This is a genomic window from Rhodococcus sp. 2G (assembly GCF_001886355.1).
Lineage (GTDB): Bacteria > Actinomycetota > Actinomycetes > Mycobacteriales > Mycobacteriaceae > Rhodococcus > Rhodococcus pyridinivorans.
Genome location: NZ_CP018063.1, coordinates 5151689 through 5167579 on the forward strand (window position 1 = coordinate 5151689; position 15891 = coordinate 5167579).

Below are 15891 nucleotides of genomic sequence, written 5' to 3' on the forward strand. Positions count from 1 at the left end.
CGTTGGTGTCCTAGCGTCACCGGTCATGACATCCGTCGACACCGTTCGCGGCCCTCTCGACACGGGCCGTCTGGGCAGAGTCCTCATGCACGAGCACGTCTTCGTTCTCGGCGAGGAGATCCGCACCAACTTTCCCGACTACCCGAGCCCGTGGGACGAGGACGAACGCGTCGACGACGCGGTCGCGAAGTTGAAGGCGTTGTCGGAGCGCGGCATCGACACGATCGTCGATCCCACGGTGGTCGGTCTCGGCCGGTACATTCCGCGCATCCAGCGCGTCGCCGAACGGGTGGACATCTCCATCGTCGTCGCGACGGGCCTGTACACCTACAACGACCTGCCGTTCCAGTTCCACAACGTCGGGCCGGGGTTGCTGGTGGACGGACCGGAGCCGCTCACCGAACTGTTCGTGAAAGACATCCGCGAGGGCATCGCCGGCACGGGGGTGCGTGCAGGAATGCTCAAGTGCGCCATCGAGATTCCGGGACTCACGCCGGGCGTCGAGCGCGTGATGCGAGCGGTGGGGCAGGCGCACGTCGAGACCGGTGTGCCGATCACGGTGCACACCAATCCGCATACCGGGTCGGGGCAGGTGGCGCAGCGGGTGCTCGCGGAGGAAGGTGTCGACCTCACCAAGGTGGTGATCGGGCACAGCGGTGATTCGACCGATCTGGACTACCTGCGTCGCATTGCCGACGCCGGTTCGATTCTCGGGATGGACCGCTTCGGCCTCGATCTGCTGTTGCCGTTCGAGCAGCGCGTCGACACGGTGGTCGCGCTCGTGGAGGCCGGTTACACCGAGCGCATGGTGCTCTCGCACGATGCGTCGTGCTTCATCGACTGGTTCCCGCACGACGTGAAGCAGACCGCCGTGCCCAACTGGAACTACAACCACATCAGCGACGAGGTGCTGCCGGCCCTGCGCGAACGGGGCGTGACCGACGAGCAGATCACCACGATGCTCGTGGACAATCCGAGGCGGATCTTCGAACGCTGAAGCGGCGTAGGCCGCGTCGGGTAGCAACGAGGACGCTCAGGCGGCGTCGTGCAGTACCAGGCCGAGCGCGCGACGCAGGCCCGATCGGACGGTGCTCACGCCGTGCCGGACCGGCGCCCGCGACCATCCGCGCGCCGACCGGATCGGTCGGTCGCGGGTGGTGAAGATCAGCGCGTGGCCTTGCTCGAGCACGGTGACGGTGCCCCGCGACTGCGCGCGGGGCCGTTGTTCGACCAACAGGAACTCGCCGCCGGTGTAGTCGACGCCCGCCCGGTCGAGCCCGATCACGACCTGCAGTGGGAACACGAGGTCGCCGTAGAGATCGCGATGCAGGGCGTTCCAGTCGCCGGTGGTGTAGCGCAGCATCAGCGGGGTGGGGTCGGTCTGGCCGGCCGCGTGGCACATGTCGAACCAGTCGTCGAAGTCGTCGGGCCAGGGTGCCGGATCGCCGAGGCGTTCGGCCCACGAGCGCGCGACGGGGAGCAGCTGCCGGTAGAACGCCGAGCGCAGGTGTGCGACGGCGTCGGGGACGGGTGAGCCGAAGTACTTGTAGGTGCCGTGCCCGTACCCGTAGCGGCTCATGTCGACCGTGGTGCGGAAGCGGGCGTCGTCGTCCCACAGGGCCGCGAGTTCGGCGCATTCGTCGTCGCTCAACAGCGGCCCGATGAGGGCGCAGCCGTTCTCGTCGAGTTCGCTCGTCAGCTCGGGCAGGTTCAGTGCGTCGACGCGCGACTGCAGACTGTCGATGGTCTTCACAGGGCTCTCCTCGATCGGCACGGACACTCGTAGGGAAGACGTCGCTGCCGTCGGGAATGTGAGTACCCGGAACCGGAAGGGATCAGCGCGGCCGGTCGTCGACGAGTTTGTGCAGCAGATCGGACAGTCGTGCGCGTTCCTCGGCGTCGAGCCGGTCGAACATCTCGACGGCGTCGGCATCGCGGGCCGAGGCCAGCTCGGCCCGGATCCTGCGGCCCTCGTCGGTCAGCCGCACGCAGACCGCGCGTCGGTCGGCGGGATCGGGGAGTCGCTCGGTGAGACCCCGCGACTCGAGGCGATCGACGACCTCGGTGGCCGAGCGGGGGACGATGCGCAGTTCCTTGGCCACGACGCCGAGGCGGATGGGGTCGTCGGCGCGTCCGATGACGTCGAGCGCCCGGTACTCGTGGGGTGACAATCCCCACGGTTGGAGGAGGTCGTGCCAGCGTCGGCGCAGCGTACGCGTGGTGGTGAGGAGGAGATCGCGCAGTGCGACGGGTGAATCCGGCATGGTGGTCACAGTACCTCACTTGACGGTTGACACTCAATGAGGCAACCTCAACAAGTACGAGTCACGAACCACGAATCGAGGTGGCGCACATGATGCAGCCCCCACCCACTCTCGGCGGCAAGCCGGGCAGCCGCGGCAGGATCGACAAGAAGGATCTCGAGCAGCTCCGCGAGGCCCCGGTGAGCCTGCGCCGTATCGGCGCCCTCTTCGCGCCCTATCGGTGGAAGATCACCCTCGTCGTCGCGCTCATCATCGCCTCGTCGGTGATCTCCCTCGCGACGCCCTTCCTCGTCCGCGCCGTCATCGACGACGCCATCCCGCACCAGAACGTGAGCCTGCTGTTGTGGGCCGTCGGCGGCATGCTGGCCGTCACCGTCGCGAGCTCGCTCCTGTCCGTCGTCCAGACCTGGATCTCCACGACCGTCGGCCAGAACGTCATGCACGGTCTGCGTACCCGGGTCTTCTCCCACCTGCAGCGACAGTCGCTGAATTTCTTCACCCGCACCCGCGGCGGTGAGATCCAGTCGCGGCTGACCAACGACATCGGTGGCATGCAGTCCGTGGTCACCAACACCGCGACCTCACTGGCGTCCAACGTCACCACCGTCGTCGGCACGGCGATCGCCATGGCGGTCCTCAGCTGGCGACTGGCTCTGCTCTCCCTGATCGTGCTCCCGCCGGCCATCTGGCTCACGCGCCGGGTCGCGCTCATGCGCCGCGCCGTCACCGCCCGTCAGCAACGGCGCCTCGCCGACATGCAGTCGCAGATCGACGAAGGACTGTCGGTCAGCGGCGTGCTGCTCGTCAAGACGCTGGGCACCGGCCCGGCACTGTCCGACAAGTTCGCCCGCACGTCGGAGGAACTCGCCGATCTCGAGGTGCACGCGCAGTTGTCCGGCCGCTGGCGCATGGCCACGATGAACATCGTCTTCGCGGCGATCCCCGCCGTCCTCTATCTCGTCGCCGGTCTGCCGGCCACCTCGGGCGGCATGACGATCGGCACCCTGGTGGCCTTCACCGGCTTGCAGGGCGCGCTGTTCCGGCCGCTGATGAGCCTGCTCGACGTCGGTGTCTCCGTCACCAGTTCGCTGGCCCTGTTCAGCCGCATCTTCGAATACCTCGACCTTCCGGTCGACATCGACGACCCGCGCGATCCGGTGCCCGTCGACCCTGCGACCGTCGCCGGCCGGGTGCGGTTCGAGAACGTGAGCTTCCGCTACGAAGGAGCGCACCGCAACGCCCTCGACGGCATCGATCTCGACGTCCCGGCGGGGGCGCAGGTCGCGCTCGTCGGCGAGACCGGCTCGGGCAAGACCACGCTCGGCTCGCTCGTCGCACGACTGTACGACCCGGTCGAGGGACGCGTGAGCATCGACGGTGTCGACCTGCGCGACATGAGGCTCGCCGATCTCGCCGGACTGGTCGGCGTGGTCTCGCAGGAGACCTACCTCCTCCACGCGACCGTCCGGGAGAACCTGCGCTACGCGAAGCCGGACGCGACCGACGACGAGATCGAGGCCGCGGCCCGCGCCGCACACATCCACGACCTGATCGTCTCGCTGCCGGACGGCTACGACACCGTCGTCGGCGCCCGCGGATACCGCTTCTCGGGTGGTGAGAAACAGCGACTGGCGATCGCCCGCACGCTCCTGCGCGACCCGCGTGTCCTCGTGCTCGACGAGGCGACCAGCGCCCTCGACAACGACACCGAGCACGCCGTGCAGCAGGCCCTCGACGCCGCGCGCAGCGGACGCACGACCATCACCATCGCGCACCGGCTCTCGACCGTGCGCAACGCCGACGAGATCGTGGTCCTCGACCGGGGCCACATCGTCGAACGCGGAACGCACGACGACCTCGTCGCCCGCGGTGGCCGCTACGCAATCCTCGCCGCTCGAGCCGAACGGGGTGAAGTCATCCCCTCGTCGCGGAGCGAGATCAGTCCTTCAGAGTGGCCGCGAGGGCGCGCCGCAGTTCGTTCCGGCTGATCTTGCCCACTCCCGTGACCGGGAAGGCGTCGACGAACTGCACCTTGTCGGGGATCTTGTACTCGGCCAGCCCTCGCTCCCTCAGGAACTTCTTGAGCGCGAGGGCCTTCGGCGCTTCCCCCTCGGTGACGACGAAGGCGCAGGTGCGCTCGCCGAGATACTTGTCGGGCATCGACACCACCGCCGCGTCGAGCACGGCCGGGTGCGCGATCAGATGATTCTCGACCTCCTCGGCCGCGATCTTCTCGCCACCGCGATTGATCTGGTCCTTCGCGCGTCCCTCGACGACGATGTAGCCGTGCTCGGTGAGCCGGACGATGTCGCCGGTGCGGTAGAAGCCGTCCGGGGTGAATGCCATCGAATTGTGTTCCGGCGCATTGTAGTAGCCCCGGATCGTGTACGGGCCGCGGGTGAGCAGGTGGCCGGTGGTGCCCGCGGCGACGGGCTCGTCCGTGTCGTCGACGACGCGGATCTCGTCGTCGGGGCTGATCGGCCGGCCCTGGGTGGTGACGATGGTGTCCTCGTCGTCGTCGAGCCGGGTGTAGTTGACGAGACCCTCCGCCATACCGAAGACCTGCTGCAGCGTGCAGCCGAGTTCGGGGCGAACGCGTTTGGCGGCCTCGGCCGGGAACTTCGCACCACCGACCTGCAGCACCTCGAGCGACGACAGGTCGCGTTCGGTGCGGGCCCGCGCCGACAGCCACGCCTGCGCGAGGGGCGGGACGAGCGACGCCATCGTCACGCCCTCGCTCTCGATGAGGGCGAACGCGGTGTCGGGGCTCGGATCCGGAGCGAGGACGACGGTGCCGCCGGCGTGCAGCACACCGAGGATGCCCGGCGAGCTCATCGGGAAGTTGTGCGCCGCCGGCAGCGCGACCAGCATGCGGGTGTTCTCGTCCACTCCGCAGATCACCGCGGATTCGCGTACGGAGTACAGGTAGTCGGCGTGGGTGCGGGGGATGAGCTTCGACGTTCCGGTCGTGCCACCCGACAGCTGCAGGAAGGCAACGTTTCCGGCGTCGTTCTCCGTGATCGGCGCCGCTTCGCGGTCGCGCAACGACCCGAGCGCAGTGAATTCCTCGGCCTCACCGGCGACCACGACCACCGGCGGATTCTCCATCTCGGAGGCGACCTGCCGGGCGAGCACGCGGTAGTCGAATCCGCCGTGTTCGGCGGCGATCACGTACGCTGCGGCGTCGCTGAACCGGCAGAAGTAGCCGATCTCCGACGCGCGGTGCGCGGGCAGGGAGAAGACGGGGAGCGCGCCGAGGCGGAAGACCGCGAAGAGCACTTCGGTGTACTCGACGATGTTCGGCAACTGCAGGACGACTCGGTCGCCCTTCCGGACCCCGAGGTCGGCGAGACCGGCGGCGACGCGGGCCGAGGCGTCGTCGAGTTCGCGGTAGGTGATGCGCCGCCAGGTGCCCGTCGCGTCGTGTCCGACGACGGCGATGCGACCGGCGAACCGGGCGGCGCGGGCCGGGAGGAATTCGCCGAAGGTCTCGTTCGTCCAGTAACCGGCTGCGCGATACCGCTCGGCGAACTCCTCGGGGTAGCGGGCGGTGTCGGCGAGCGGCGTGCGCTCGAAACCGGTTGTCACGGAACGGTTCCTTTCGGGATCAGGGTCGATGCAGGTCTGTCGGTCAGGCGCGGAGGGTGGCGCCGCCGTCGATGTAGAGCGCCTGCATGGTGATGTGACGAGCACGATCGGACAGCAGGAACTCGATGGCCTCGGCGATGTCGGCGGGCTCGGCGATGCGGCCGAGGGGGATGCCGACCTTGAACTGCGACAGGTCACCTTCGATGGCGCTGCGTGCGCCGGCGTCGTCGTTGGGGTCCTCCCACAGCGAGCGCTGCATGGCGGTGTCGGTGGAACCCGGCGCGACGATGTTGGCGCGGATCCCGTACGGCCCCAGCTCGAGTCCGAGGATCCGGACGATCATCGTGGCGGCGGCCTTGGACGATCCGTAGGCGCCCATGCCCATGCGGGGCACGCCCGCGGAGTTCGACCCGACGACGACGATCGAACCCGACTGCCGCTCCCTCATGGCCCGTCCGACCGAACGCAGGACCGACAGCAGTCCGGTGACGTTGACGTCGAACATGTGCTGCCAGTCCTCGGGGTCGGAGTCGAGCACCGATCCGGTGGTGAAGACACCGGCGACGTGCGCGAGATGCTCGATCGGTCCGTGCTCGGATTCGATGCTGTCGACGGCGTAGGCGACGGCGTCGTGGTCGCGGATGTCGACGGCGTAGGTGGGGACGGAGCCGCCGAGCAGCGCGGCAGTCTTGCGCAGTCCTTCGGCGTTGCGGTCGGCGAGCACGAGACGGTGACCGGCACGCGCCAGGGCCTCGGCGGTCGCGCGGCCGATACCCTGCGCGGCCCCGACGACGAGCGTGACGGGGGATGGTGCGGTCTCGGTCATCGGAGTACTCCCAGTGCATCGAGGACGGTGCCGAACTTGACGGTCGTCTCGGCCAGTTCGTCGGCAGGGTCGGAGTCGGCGACGATACCGCCCCCGGCGTAGGCCGTGAGCCCGACACCGTCGGCATCGAGGACGGCGCAGCGGATCGTGACCAACCATTCGCCGTCGCCCGCGGCGTCGCACCATCCGAGGGCACCGGCGTAGAAGCCCCGGTCACCCTCGGTCGCGAGGATCAGATCGCGGGCGGCCGCGGTCGGCGTGCCGCAGATCGCGGGGGTGGGGTGCACCGCGAGTGCGAGATCGAGGGCCGTGACACCCGGATCGTGCAGGCGACCCTCGATGGGAGTGCCGAGATGCCACAGCTGGCGCGTGCTCGTCACGGTCGGCTGCTCGGGGATGTCGAGGTCGGCGCACAACGGTTCGAGCGCGGTGCGGATCGCATCGATCACGTGCGCGTGTTCGGCGAGGTTCTTCGCGGAACCGGCGAGTGTCTCGGCGGTCGCGCGATCGATCTCGGGATCGCGGTGGCGCGGTGCGGAACCGGCGAGGGGGTGGGCGGTGACCCGATCGCCGCGACGGCGCACGAGCACCTCCGGGCTCGACCCCACCAGATGACGGCCCGTCCACGGGTCGCCGGCCGCGGTGAGATCGACGAGGAAGCCGTTGTGCAGCGGGTCGTTTCGCGTGAGAGCGACGAGGAGGTCGTGCGGGGTGACGGGCCGGTCGGCGCGCAGGGCGAGTGCCCGGGCCAGGACCACCTTGAGAAGGTCGTTGTCGTCCGAGCGGAGCAGGCGCAGTACGGTCTCGACCCGATCGATGTGCTCGCCTTCCGACGGCAATGCGCCCGTGATCGTGATCGGGGGCAGGTCGGCGGCCGGTGCGTCGTAGTGCGCGGGGGAGTGATGGAGTGTGTTCGGAGCGGTCAGTGCGGCCGGACCGTCGGGTGCGAAGGGCAGTGCTCCGACGATCGCGGCGACCTGTCCGGTGCGCAGGGCGTCGGCGGCGGCGGACGCGCGGTCGAAGTGTTCGCTCACGCCTTCGGCGATCACCGTGCCGTGCGGGCGGGACAGGACGAACGGGTGCGCGACGGGCCGCTCGGCCCGGTCGGTAGCGGTTGCGCCGAGGACCGGCACTTGCATTCTCGTACCTTCCGGTTGAGGAGGTCTGCTGGCAGGACCGCGCCACGGGGCACACGATCACAGAGCAACATATACGGTAAGCCTAACCTTTGGTACTGTCCCCTCCGGCGCCGCAGTGCGCCCATCAGCGGATTCCGTTCTCAGTCATTCGTTTCGACCGAAGGAAAGAGGATCTCCAGTGCCCCTTGCCGGCCCGGACGCCTCACGGCTCGCCCTGTCGCGCGCACAGTCGGGTGTATGGTTCGCCCAGCAACTGAACCCCGACAACCCGCTGTTCAACACTTCGGAGTGCGTCGAACTGCGGGGTGCGATCGACGAGGAAAAGCTGGTCGCGGCCGTTTCCGGGGCGGCGTCCGAGGCCGAGGCGCTGGTCGCGGGGTTCGAGACCCTCGCCGACGGTACGGTCGTCCGGATCCCCGGTGCGCGCCCGCTCGATCTCGCCCCGGCCGTCGACCTCACCTCCGCGGCGAACCCCTGGGAGGCGGCCCACGATTGGATGGCACGCGACCTCGAACGGGCCGTCGACCTGTCGGTGGATCCGTGCGTCCGGGCAGCGGTCCTGCGACTCGCCGACGATCACGTCCTGCTCTACCTCCGCGCCCACCACATCGTCCTCGACGCCTTCGGCTTCTCGCTGTTCAACCGGCGTATCGCCGAGCGGTACACCGCCGCGGTCGCCGGTGCGGAAGTTGCTGCCGCACGGTTCGATCCGGTCGAAGCGGTGATCCGGGAAGAATCGGTCTATCGCGACTCGGCCGACTTCGATGCCGACCGTACCTTCTGGAGCGAGTACCTCGACGGCGTGGACGAAGCGGTCGCCCTGCGACCCGGCCCGGGTGGCATCGCGCGGCGCTCCCGCGGCGCGCGTTTCACCCTCGACGCAGAACAGCAGCGCGGTCTGGTGGCCCTCGGCAAGGAGGTCGGCGCGAGTTGGGGCGATGCGGTGACCGCCCTCGTCGCCGTCTATCTGCGTGGCGCGACCGGTCGCGAGGACCTCACACTCGGTTTCCCCGTCATGAACCGCCTGGGCACCGCTGCACTGCGGGTGCCGATCACTGCCGTCAATGTCGTTCCGCTGCGCCTGAATCCCACCGCCTCGGTCACGCTCGTCGATCTCGTCGCCCAGGTACGCAATGGAGTTGCGCTGTGCCGCAACCACTATCGCTACCGGACCGAGGACATCCAGCGCGACCTGCGGCTGCCCACCGGATCCCGCGGTGTCATCGGGCCGTCGGTCAACGTCAAGCCGTTCGGCGACTCCCTCCGGTTCGGCGACATGCGCGCGGCCGTGCACTCGGTCGCCCGAGGACCCCTGCAGGACTTCATGGTCACCGTGCGGCCCCTCGACGACAGTGCCGGACTCGAAGTGTTCGTCGACGTCGACGCCGACGTCTACAGCGAGGCGGATCTGACGATCCACACCGAGCGGCTGGAGATGCTGTTCGGTTCGGTGGCCGAGCGGGATCTGCACACCCCGCTCGCGCAGGTGTCCGTCCTGACCGCCGACGAGCGACGGACGATCCTCGACGACTGGAGCCGCAGCCCGGACATCCCGTTCGACCCCGGCCTGACCCTCGTCGACCTGCTGCGGGAGAGGATCGAGGCGGCCCCCGACGCACCGGCCGCGGCGGACGCCCATGTGACGCTCACCTACGCACAGTTCGGCGCGCGGGTGCACCGCCTGGCCCGCCACCTCGTCTCGAGCTTCGATCTCGACCGGCCGCACGCGCGGGTGGCCCTCGCGCTGCCCCGCACCGTCGACGCGCTGATCGCGATCCACGCCGTCCTCGAGACCGGCGCCGCCTACGTCCCGCTCGACGTCGATCAGCCCCTCGAACGCCTCGCTCACATCCTCGGCTCCACCGACCCCGTCTGCATCCTCACCACCCGCACGACCGACGACCGGGTCGCCGAGGTGACGGGGGTGCCGAAGCGCGTCGTGCTCGAGGATCTCGACCTCGACGCCGTGTCCGACGCTCCGCTCGACGACTCGGAGCGCGGCCCGCTGACACCCGAGACGATCGCCTACGTGATCCATACGTCCGGCTCCACCGGCAGACCGAAGGGCGTCGTCGTACCCCACCGTGGGCTGGTCAACCTGTTCCACAGCCACCGCGCCCAGGTGTTCACCCGTGCCGCCCGCGAGGCCGGCCGCGAATCCGTCCGCCTCGGACTGGCCTGGTCGCTCGCATTCGACGCGTCGTGGCAGCCGTTGCTGTGGATGCTCGCCGGGCACACCGTCGACATCGTCGACGAGGCGACCCGGCGCGACCCGGCGGCGCTCGCACGCCGCGCCCTCGACGAGGGATGGGATTTCGTCGAGTTCTCACCGAGTCAACTCGAGCAGTTCGTTGACGACGGCCTGTTCCCGGACGGCACCGTGCCCACCCTCGGTTTCGGCGGCGACGCCGTCTCCGAGCGGTTGTGGAACCGCCTGCGCGAACGCCGGGGTGCGGCCTTCAACTTCTACGGCCCCACCGAGTGCAGCGTCGACGTCCTCGTCGCGGAGGTCGCCGACGCCGAGACACCGGTGGTCGGCCGGCCCGTCGCCAACCTGCGCGTCCATGTCCTCGACGCGGGACTCGCACCCGTGCCGGCCGGAACCGAGGGCGAGCTGTACGTGGCCGGGCCGGGTGTGGTCCGGGGATATCTCGACGCGCCTGCACTCACCGCGAGCAGATTCGTCGCGAATCCGTACTCGGAGGACTCCTCGGGTCCGTACGCCCGCCTGTACCGCACCGGCGACCTCGTGCAGTGGACCGAGGACGGCCGCATCGTCTACCGCGGCCGGGTCGACAACCAGGTCAAGGTCCGCGGATTCCGCATCGAACTCGGTGAGGTCGACGCCGCCCTGCTGCGCATCCCCGGCGTGTCCCGTGCGGCGACGGTGGTGCGCACCGATCCCTCCGGTGCTGCGCAGCTCGTCGGCTATCTCGTGGGGCAGGACGTGCCCGAACCGGTCGAGGCGCGCCGCCTCGTCGCCGAGTTCCTGCCCGGGTACATGGTTCCCGCCGCGCTCGTCGTCCTCGACGAGCTGCCGTTGACCTCCAACGGCAAGCTCGACCGCACGGCGCTGCCCGAACCGGACTTCTCCTCGATGGTCTCGTCCCGCACCGCGGAGACCGAGACCAAACGGACGCTGTGCCGGATCTACGCCGACATCCTGGGTCTCGACACGGTGGGCGCGGACGACGACTTCTTCGCGCTCGGCGGCCACTCGCTCAGCGCCGCGACACTGCTCGCCCGCATCCGTGACGAGCTCGGTGTGGAGTTGCCGATCCGGACGGTCTTCGATCATCCGCAGGTCGTCGCGCTCGCCGCGCACTGTGGAGACCGACCGACCGCCGCTCCGGCCGGACCGGCGCTCGTCCCGCGCGGTGAGAACGATCCGGCGGCCCTGTCCCTTGCACCACTGTCGTATGCCCAGCAGCGGCTGTGGTTCATGTACCGCATGGAAGGGCCCAGTCCGACCTACAATGTCCCCATCACGGTGGACCTGCACGGACCGGTCGACCCGGATGCGTTGCGGCAGGCGGTCTCCGACGTGCTCGCGCGCCACGAGAGTCTGCGCACCGTTCTCGTCGAGCGTGACGGCACGGGGATGCAGCAGGTGCGCGGAGTGGAAGAAGTTGCCGGGGTCGCCGTTCCCTTCGCGGCCGAGACCGTCGACCGCGACGCGCTCACCGGACGCCTGCATTCAGAAGCCCGGCACGCGTTCGATCTCGAACGCGAGATCCCGTTGCGGATCCGGTTGTTCACGATCGCGCCCGACGAGCACGTGATGCTCGTGCTCGCCCACCACATCGCGAGCGACGAACTGTCCACGCCGCTGCTGCTGCGCGATCTCGGCAACTTCTACTCCGCGCACGTACGTGGCGACTCCCACGATCCTGCACCGCTGCCCGTGCAGTACGCCGACTACGCGATCTGGCAACGGGAACTCCTCGGCGACCAGGACGACGAGGACTCGCTCGCCGCACGACAACTCGCGTTCTGGCGCAAGGAGCTCGACGGTCTCCCGGCCGAACTCGACCTCCCCGTCGACCGCCCGCGCCCGACCGTGGCCTCCTACGCGGGTGGCGGTGTCGAGCACCGGATCCCCGCCGACCGCGCAGCGACGATCCGGGAGGCCGCGCGCACGACCGGCACCACGATGTTCATGATGGTGCACGCGGCGGTGGCGGTCGCACTGTCGCACAGCGGTGCGGGCGAGGACATCCCGCTCGGATCGCCCACCGCGGGACGGCCCGCCCCGGAACTCGAGGACCTCGTCGGCTTCTTCGTCAACATGGTGGTGCTGCGCACCGACCTCTCGGGCGACCCCACGGTGCGGGAGTTGCTCGCCCGGATCAAGGACACCGACGTCGCGGCGTACTCGCACCAGGACGTCCCGTTCGACCGCGTCGTGGAGACCCTCAACCCCGAGCGCAGCGCTGCCCGGCACCCCCTGTTCCAGGTGATGGTGCAGTATCAGAGCCCGCCCGCCATCACGGGATTCGACGAGCTGACGCCGACACCCTCGTTCGTCGCGAACGACACCGCGATGTTCGACCTCACCTTCGATGTGATCGAGGAATCCGGCGGCGGTCTGTGCGTGCGCGTCGAGTACGCCCGCGACCTGTTCGACGAGTCGTCCGCCGAGGCCTTCGCCGCGCGGGTCGAGCGGGCGTTCGCCGCGGTATGTGCCGATCCGGACGCGAGGCTCTCGCAGCTCGATCTGCTCACCGGCTCCGAGCGCGAGGTGCTGCGTGCCGGTGATGCCACCGCGCTCCCGGACCCGTCCGGCCCGCACCGTGGCAGCGCCGACGGCTCGGCGACCCGCAGCCTGCCCGCACTGTTCGCCCGCACCGTGGAGCGCTACGGCGACGAGACCGCGCTGGTCACCCCGTCGAGTCGCCTGACCTTCCGCGATCTCGACGCGTGGTCCGACCGGATCGCCCGTCACCTCGTCGCCGACGGGATCGGCCCCGACAACGTCGTGGGATTGAGTCTTCCGCGGGAATCCGTGCTGGTCGCAGCGATCCTCGGCGTGTGGAAGTCGGGAGCGGCCTATCTGGTGCTCGACCCGGAACAGCCGGCGGAGCGGAACGAGTACATGCTCCGCGACGCCGGTGTGGGTGTCGTGCTCGATGCCGACGCGGTCGATTCGATCACCGATCACCGCCCGGATGTGCACCGCCCGGACGTGCACCTGCCGGTCGTGCACCCGGACACCACCGCCTATCTCGTCTACACCTCCGGATCCACCGGCACCCCGAAGGGTGTGGTGGTACCGCACCGCGGTGTCGTGAACCTGTGGGAGACGGTGCGCACCCGTACCGTCGGCGATCCCGCGACGCGCCGACGCACCGTGCTGCTGAGCTACACCTTCGCGTTCGACTCGTCCGTCGAGCCTCTCCTCGCGATGCTGGGCGGCCACACCGTGCACGTGCTCGCCGAGGACCTCATGGCCGATGCCGAGGGCATCGTCCGGTACGTCCGGGACCACCGCATCGACGCGCTCGACTGCGGTCCGGTGCTCGCCGGGCGCCTGCTCGCCGAAGGGCTCCTCGACCCCGCCGCGCCGCACCGTCCCGAGTCCATGGTGCTCGGCGGCGAGGCGGTACCGGGTGACCTGTGGACGCAGCTCGCTGCGGAAACCGATGTGCGTGTGAGCAACATGTACGGTCCGACGGAATGCACCGTCGACGCGACCGGCGTCGCGCTCACCCCGGGAAGCGCCCCGAACATCGGAACCCCGATCCACGGCGGCCGGGTGTACGTCCTCGACGCGCACCTGCGGCAGGTGCCCCCGGGCGTGCCCGGCGAACTGTACGTCGGCGGCCCGCACGTCACCCGCGGCTATCTCGGCCGGAGCGCGCAGACCGCGGGACGGTTCGTGGCCGACCCCTTCGGCACCGACGGCGAGCGCCTGTACCGCACAGGCGATCTGGTGCGCTGGAGGATCTCCCGGACCGACGGCCCGGTGCTCGACTACCTCGGCCGGACCGACGACCAGGTGAAGATCCGCGGCTTCCGCATCGAACTCGGTGAGATCGAGACCGTGCTCGGCGGCCATCCCGCGGTGAGTGCCGCGGCGGTCGTGGTCCGCGAGGACGAACCGGGTCGAAAGCGGCTCGTCGCCTACGCGGCCGGAACGACGGACCCCGACACCCTCCGGATGTACGTCGCCGACCGGCTGCCCGACCACATGGTCCCCGCCGTCACGGTCGTGCTCGACGAGCTCCCGGTCACCCGCAACGGAAAGATCGACCGCAGAGCACTTCCCGAGCCGGTCTTCACGCCGGCCACCGAGAGTCGCCTGCCGGCGGACGAACTCGAACAACGCCTGTGCGAGCTGACGGCGTCGGTGCTCGGACTCGATGCCGTGGGCCCCGACGACGACTTCTTCGCTCTCGGTGGCGATTCGATCGTGTCCATCCAGCTGGTGTCCGCGGCGCGCGGCGCCGGGATCCGGTTCACCGCGCGGCACGTCTTCGAACACCGCAGCCCGGCGGGACTCGCCCGCGTCGCGGAGATCGAGGACGGGCCCGGGACGGTCGACGTCGAGGCGGCACTCGGGGACGTCCCGGCGACTCCGATCGTCCACGACATGCTCGACCGTGGTGGACCGTACGCCCGCTACGCGCAGTCGCGGCTGCTCCTCGCGCCCGCAGGGCTGACGCTCGACCGGCTGACCGACGGCGTCCAGGCCCTGCTCGACACGCACGACGCGTTGCGGGCCGTCTTCGATCCGCAGGCGCGGGTGCTCGACGTCCGCCCGGTCGGTTCCGTCGACGCCGCCGATGTCGTGACCCGCGTGGACGTCTCGGACTCGGTCGACCTGCAGGAGGCGATCGTCGCCGCGACCGGGATCGCCTATGCCGAACTCGATCCCGCCGCCGGCGCGCTCGTGCGCGTGATCTTCTTCGACGCCGGTCCCGACGCGCCGGGACGGGTGTTCGTCGCGGTGCACCACCTCGTCGTCGACGGTGTGTCGTGGCGCATCCTGGTGCCCGATCTCGCCGGTGCGGTCGACGGTGTCGCCCCGGTGCGCGCAGGCACGTCGCTGCGCCGCTGGGCGCGGGGACTGCTCGACGGAGTGCCGGCGCGCAGATCCGAATTGTCGTTGTGGCGGCGCATCCTCGCCCCGGCGGGACGCGTGCGTCTGGCGTCCGGTGATCCGGATCCCACGCGGCACACCATGGCAGAAACCGCGAGGGTGCAGGTCGAGGTTCCCTCCGAGCTCACCGACGCGCTGCTCACCACCGTTCCCGAGCGGTTCCACGCCGGTGTCGAGGACGTCCTGCTCACGGCATTGGCGTTGGCCTCCGCGCGGGTGTGCGGCGAAGGGGCGGTCGCGGTCGACCTCGAAGGGCACGGACGTGAGGAACAGGCCGTTCCGGGGGCGGATCTGTCGCGCACGGTGGGGTGGTTCACCACGCTCTATCCGGTGCGCCTGGACGTCGCGGGACTCGATGTCGCCGACGCGTATGCCGGCGGAGCGAGCACGGGTGACGCTCTGAAACGCGTGAAGGAACAGCTGCGGGAGATCCCCGACAGTGGAATCGGATTCGGGATGCTGCGGCATCTCGACCCAGTGGGCGGCCCGGAACTCGCGAGCGTCGGCGCTGTGGACATCGGATTCAACTACCTCGGCCGGTTCACGCTGGGCGAGACCGAAGGGCAGGCGTGGGCCGGTGCTCCGGAGGGTTCGGCGCTCGGTGGGGCCACCGAAGCCGACATGCCCGTGGCGCACGCCGTCGAGATCGGTGTGCTCACCGACGATTCCGGTGCCGAGCCGGTGCTGCGCGGGATGTTCGGGTACAGTCCCGATCTCGTTCCTGCGGAGAGAGTGTCGGCGTTGGTCGACGAGTGGATCGCGGCGCTGCGTGCGCTCGCCGGGCACGCGTCGGACGAGGACGCGGGCGGGTTCACACCGTCCGACCTCACGCTCGACGACCTCGACCAGTCGGAGATCGACGATTTCGCGCTCGAATTCGGCTGAGGACGGAGCGCTTGGCGGGGCGCTCTCTTTCGGTTAGCCTAACCAATCATGACCGGGGCAACGCGCCCCGGCGGGAGACTCTGGGAG

General features: G+C 69.6%; 8 protein-coding genes. 3 read left to right on the forward strand and 5 right to left on the reverse strand.

Translation table 11 applies throughout. The annotated features are described in order from the left end of the window. Positions 1 to 25 precede the first annotated feature (25 nt). Positions 26 to 997 carry a phosphotriesterase family protein gene (locus tag BO226_RS24540; RefSeq protein WP_006551850.1) on the forward strand — a complete coding sequence of 324 codons (972 nt, stop codon included), beginning with the start codon at positions 26 to 28 and terminating at the stop codon, positions 995 to 997. 36 nt (positions 998 to 1033) lie between these two features. Here the strand turns inward: BO226_RS24540 and BO226_RS24545 are convergent, their stop codons facing one another. Together BO226_RS24545 and BO226_RS24550 are read right to left on the reverse strand one after the other, a co-directional pair. Beyond that, on the reverse strand, positions 1034 to 1753 hold the full coding sequence (locus BO226_RS24545; protein ID WP_071936556.1) for a 2OG-Fe(II) oxygenase: 720 nt from the start codon (positions 1751 to 1753) through the stop codon (positions 1034 to 1036). A gap of 82 nt (positions 1754 to 1835) precedes the next feature. Continuing rightward, positions 1836 to 2264: a MarR family winged helix-turn-helix transcriptional regulator gene (locus tag BO226_RS24550; RefSeq protein ID WP_033096969.1), complete on the reverse strand. Its 429-nt coding sequence runs from the start codon at positions 2262 to 2264 to the stop codon at positions 1836 to 1838. Between the two features lie 89 nt (positions 2265 to 2353). Here BO226_RS24550 and BO226_RS24555 point away from each other — a divergent pair, with 89 nt between their 5' ends. Beyond that, complete coding sequence (locus BO226_RS24555) at positions 2354 to 4252, forward strand: ABC transporter ATP-binding protein (protein ID WP_024102988.1); 1899 nt, start codon at positions 2354 to 2356, stop codon at positions 4250 to 4252. On the opposite strand, the gene BO226_RS24560 is transcribed toward BO226_RS24555, so the two are convergent. Genes BO226_RS24560 through BO226_RS24570 form a run of 3 tightly spaced genes read right to left on the reverse strand, consistent with a single transcriptional unit; the run spans position 4203 to position 7817 of the window. Further along, positions 4203 to 5852 carry a (2,3-dihydroxybenzoyl)adenylate synthase gene (locus BO226_RS24560; RefSeq protein ID WP_071936283.1) on the reverse strand — a complete coding sequence of 550 codons (1650 nt, stop codon included), beginning with the start codon at positions 5850 to 5852 and terminating at the stop codon, positions 4203 to 4205. The two genes, BO226_RS24555 and BO226_RS24560, sit on opposite strands and share 50 nt — an antisense overlap. A gap of 43 nt (positions 5853 to 5895) precedes the next feature. Next, positions 5896 to 6678, reverse strand: a complete 783-nt coding sequence (locus BO226_RS24565; protein WP_071936284.1) for a 2,3-dihydro-2,3-dihydroxybenzoate dehydrogenase — start codon at positions 6676 to 6678, stop codon at positions 5896 to 5898. Then, on the reverse strand, positions 6675 to 7817 hold the full coding sequence (locus tag BO226_RS24570; RefSeq protein WP_071936285.1) for an isochorismate synthase: 1143 nt from the start codon (positions 7815 to 7817) through the stop codon (positions 6675 to 6677). Before BO226_RS24570 ends, BO226_RS24565 begins: the two co-directional genes overlap by 4 nt. Before the next feature lie 178 nt (positions 7818 to 7995). Between BO226_RS24570 and BO226_RS24575 the strand changes: the two genes are divergently transcribed. Then, positions 7996 to 15804, forward strand: coding sequence for a non-ribosomal peptide synthetase (locus tag BO226_RS24575; protein WP_071936286.1), 7809 nt, complete (start codon positions 7996 to 7998; stop codon positions 15802 to 15804). Positions 15805 to 15891 lie beyond the last annotated feature (87 nt).

What these genes read in the sequence shown, in the direction of transcription:
- BO226_RS24550 (WP_033096969.1), bottom strand. Translation starts at nt 2,264, where the DNA reads ATGCCGGATTCACCCGTCGCACTGCGCGATCTCCTCCTCACCACCACG.
- BO226_RS24555 (WP_024102988.1), top strand. Translation starts at nt 2,354, where the DNA reads ATGATGCAGCCCCCACCCACTCTCGGCGGCAAGCCGGGCAGCCGCGGC.
- BO226_RS24570 (WP_071936285.1), bottom strand. Translation starts at nt 7,817, where the DNA reads ATGCAAGTGCCGGTCCTCGGCGCAACCGCTACCGACCGGGCCGAGCGG.
- BO226_RS24565 (WP_071936284.1), bottom strand. Translation starts at nt 6,678, where the DNA reads ATGACCGAGACCGCACCATCCCCCGTCACGCTCGTCGTCGGGGCCGCG.
- BO226_RS24540 (WP_006551850.1), top strand. Translation starts at nt 26, where the DNA reads ATGACATCCGTCGACACCGTTCGCGGCCCTCTCGACACGGGCCGTCTG.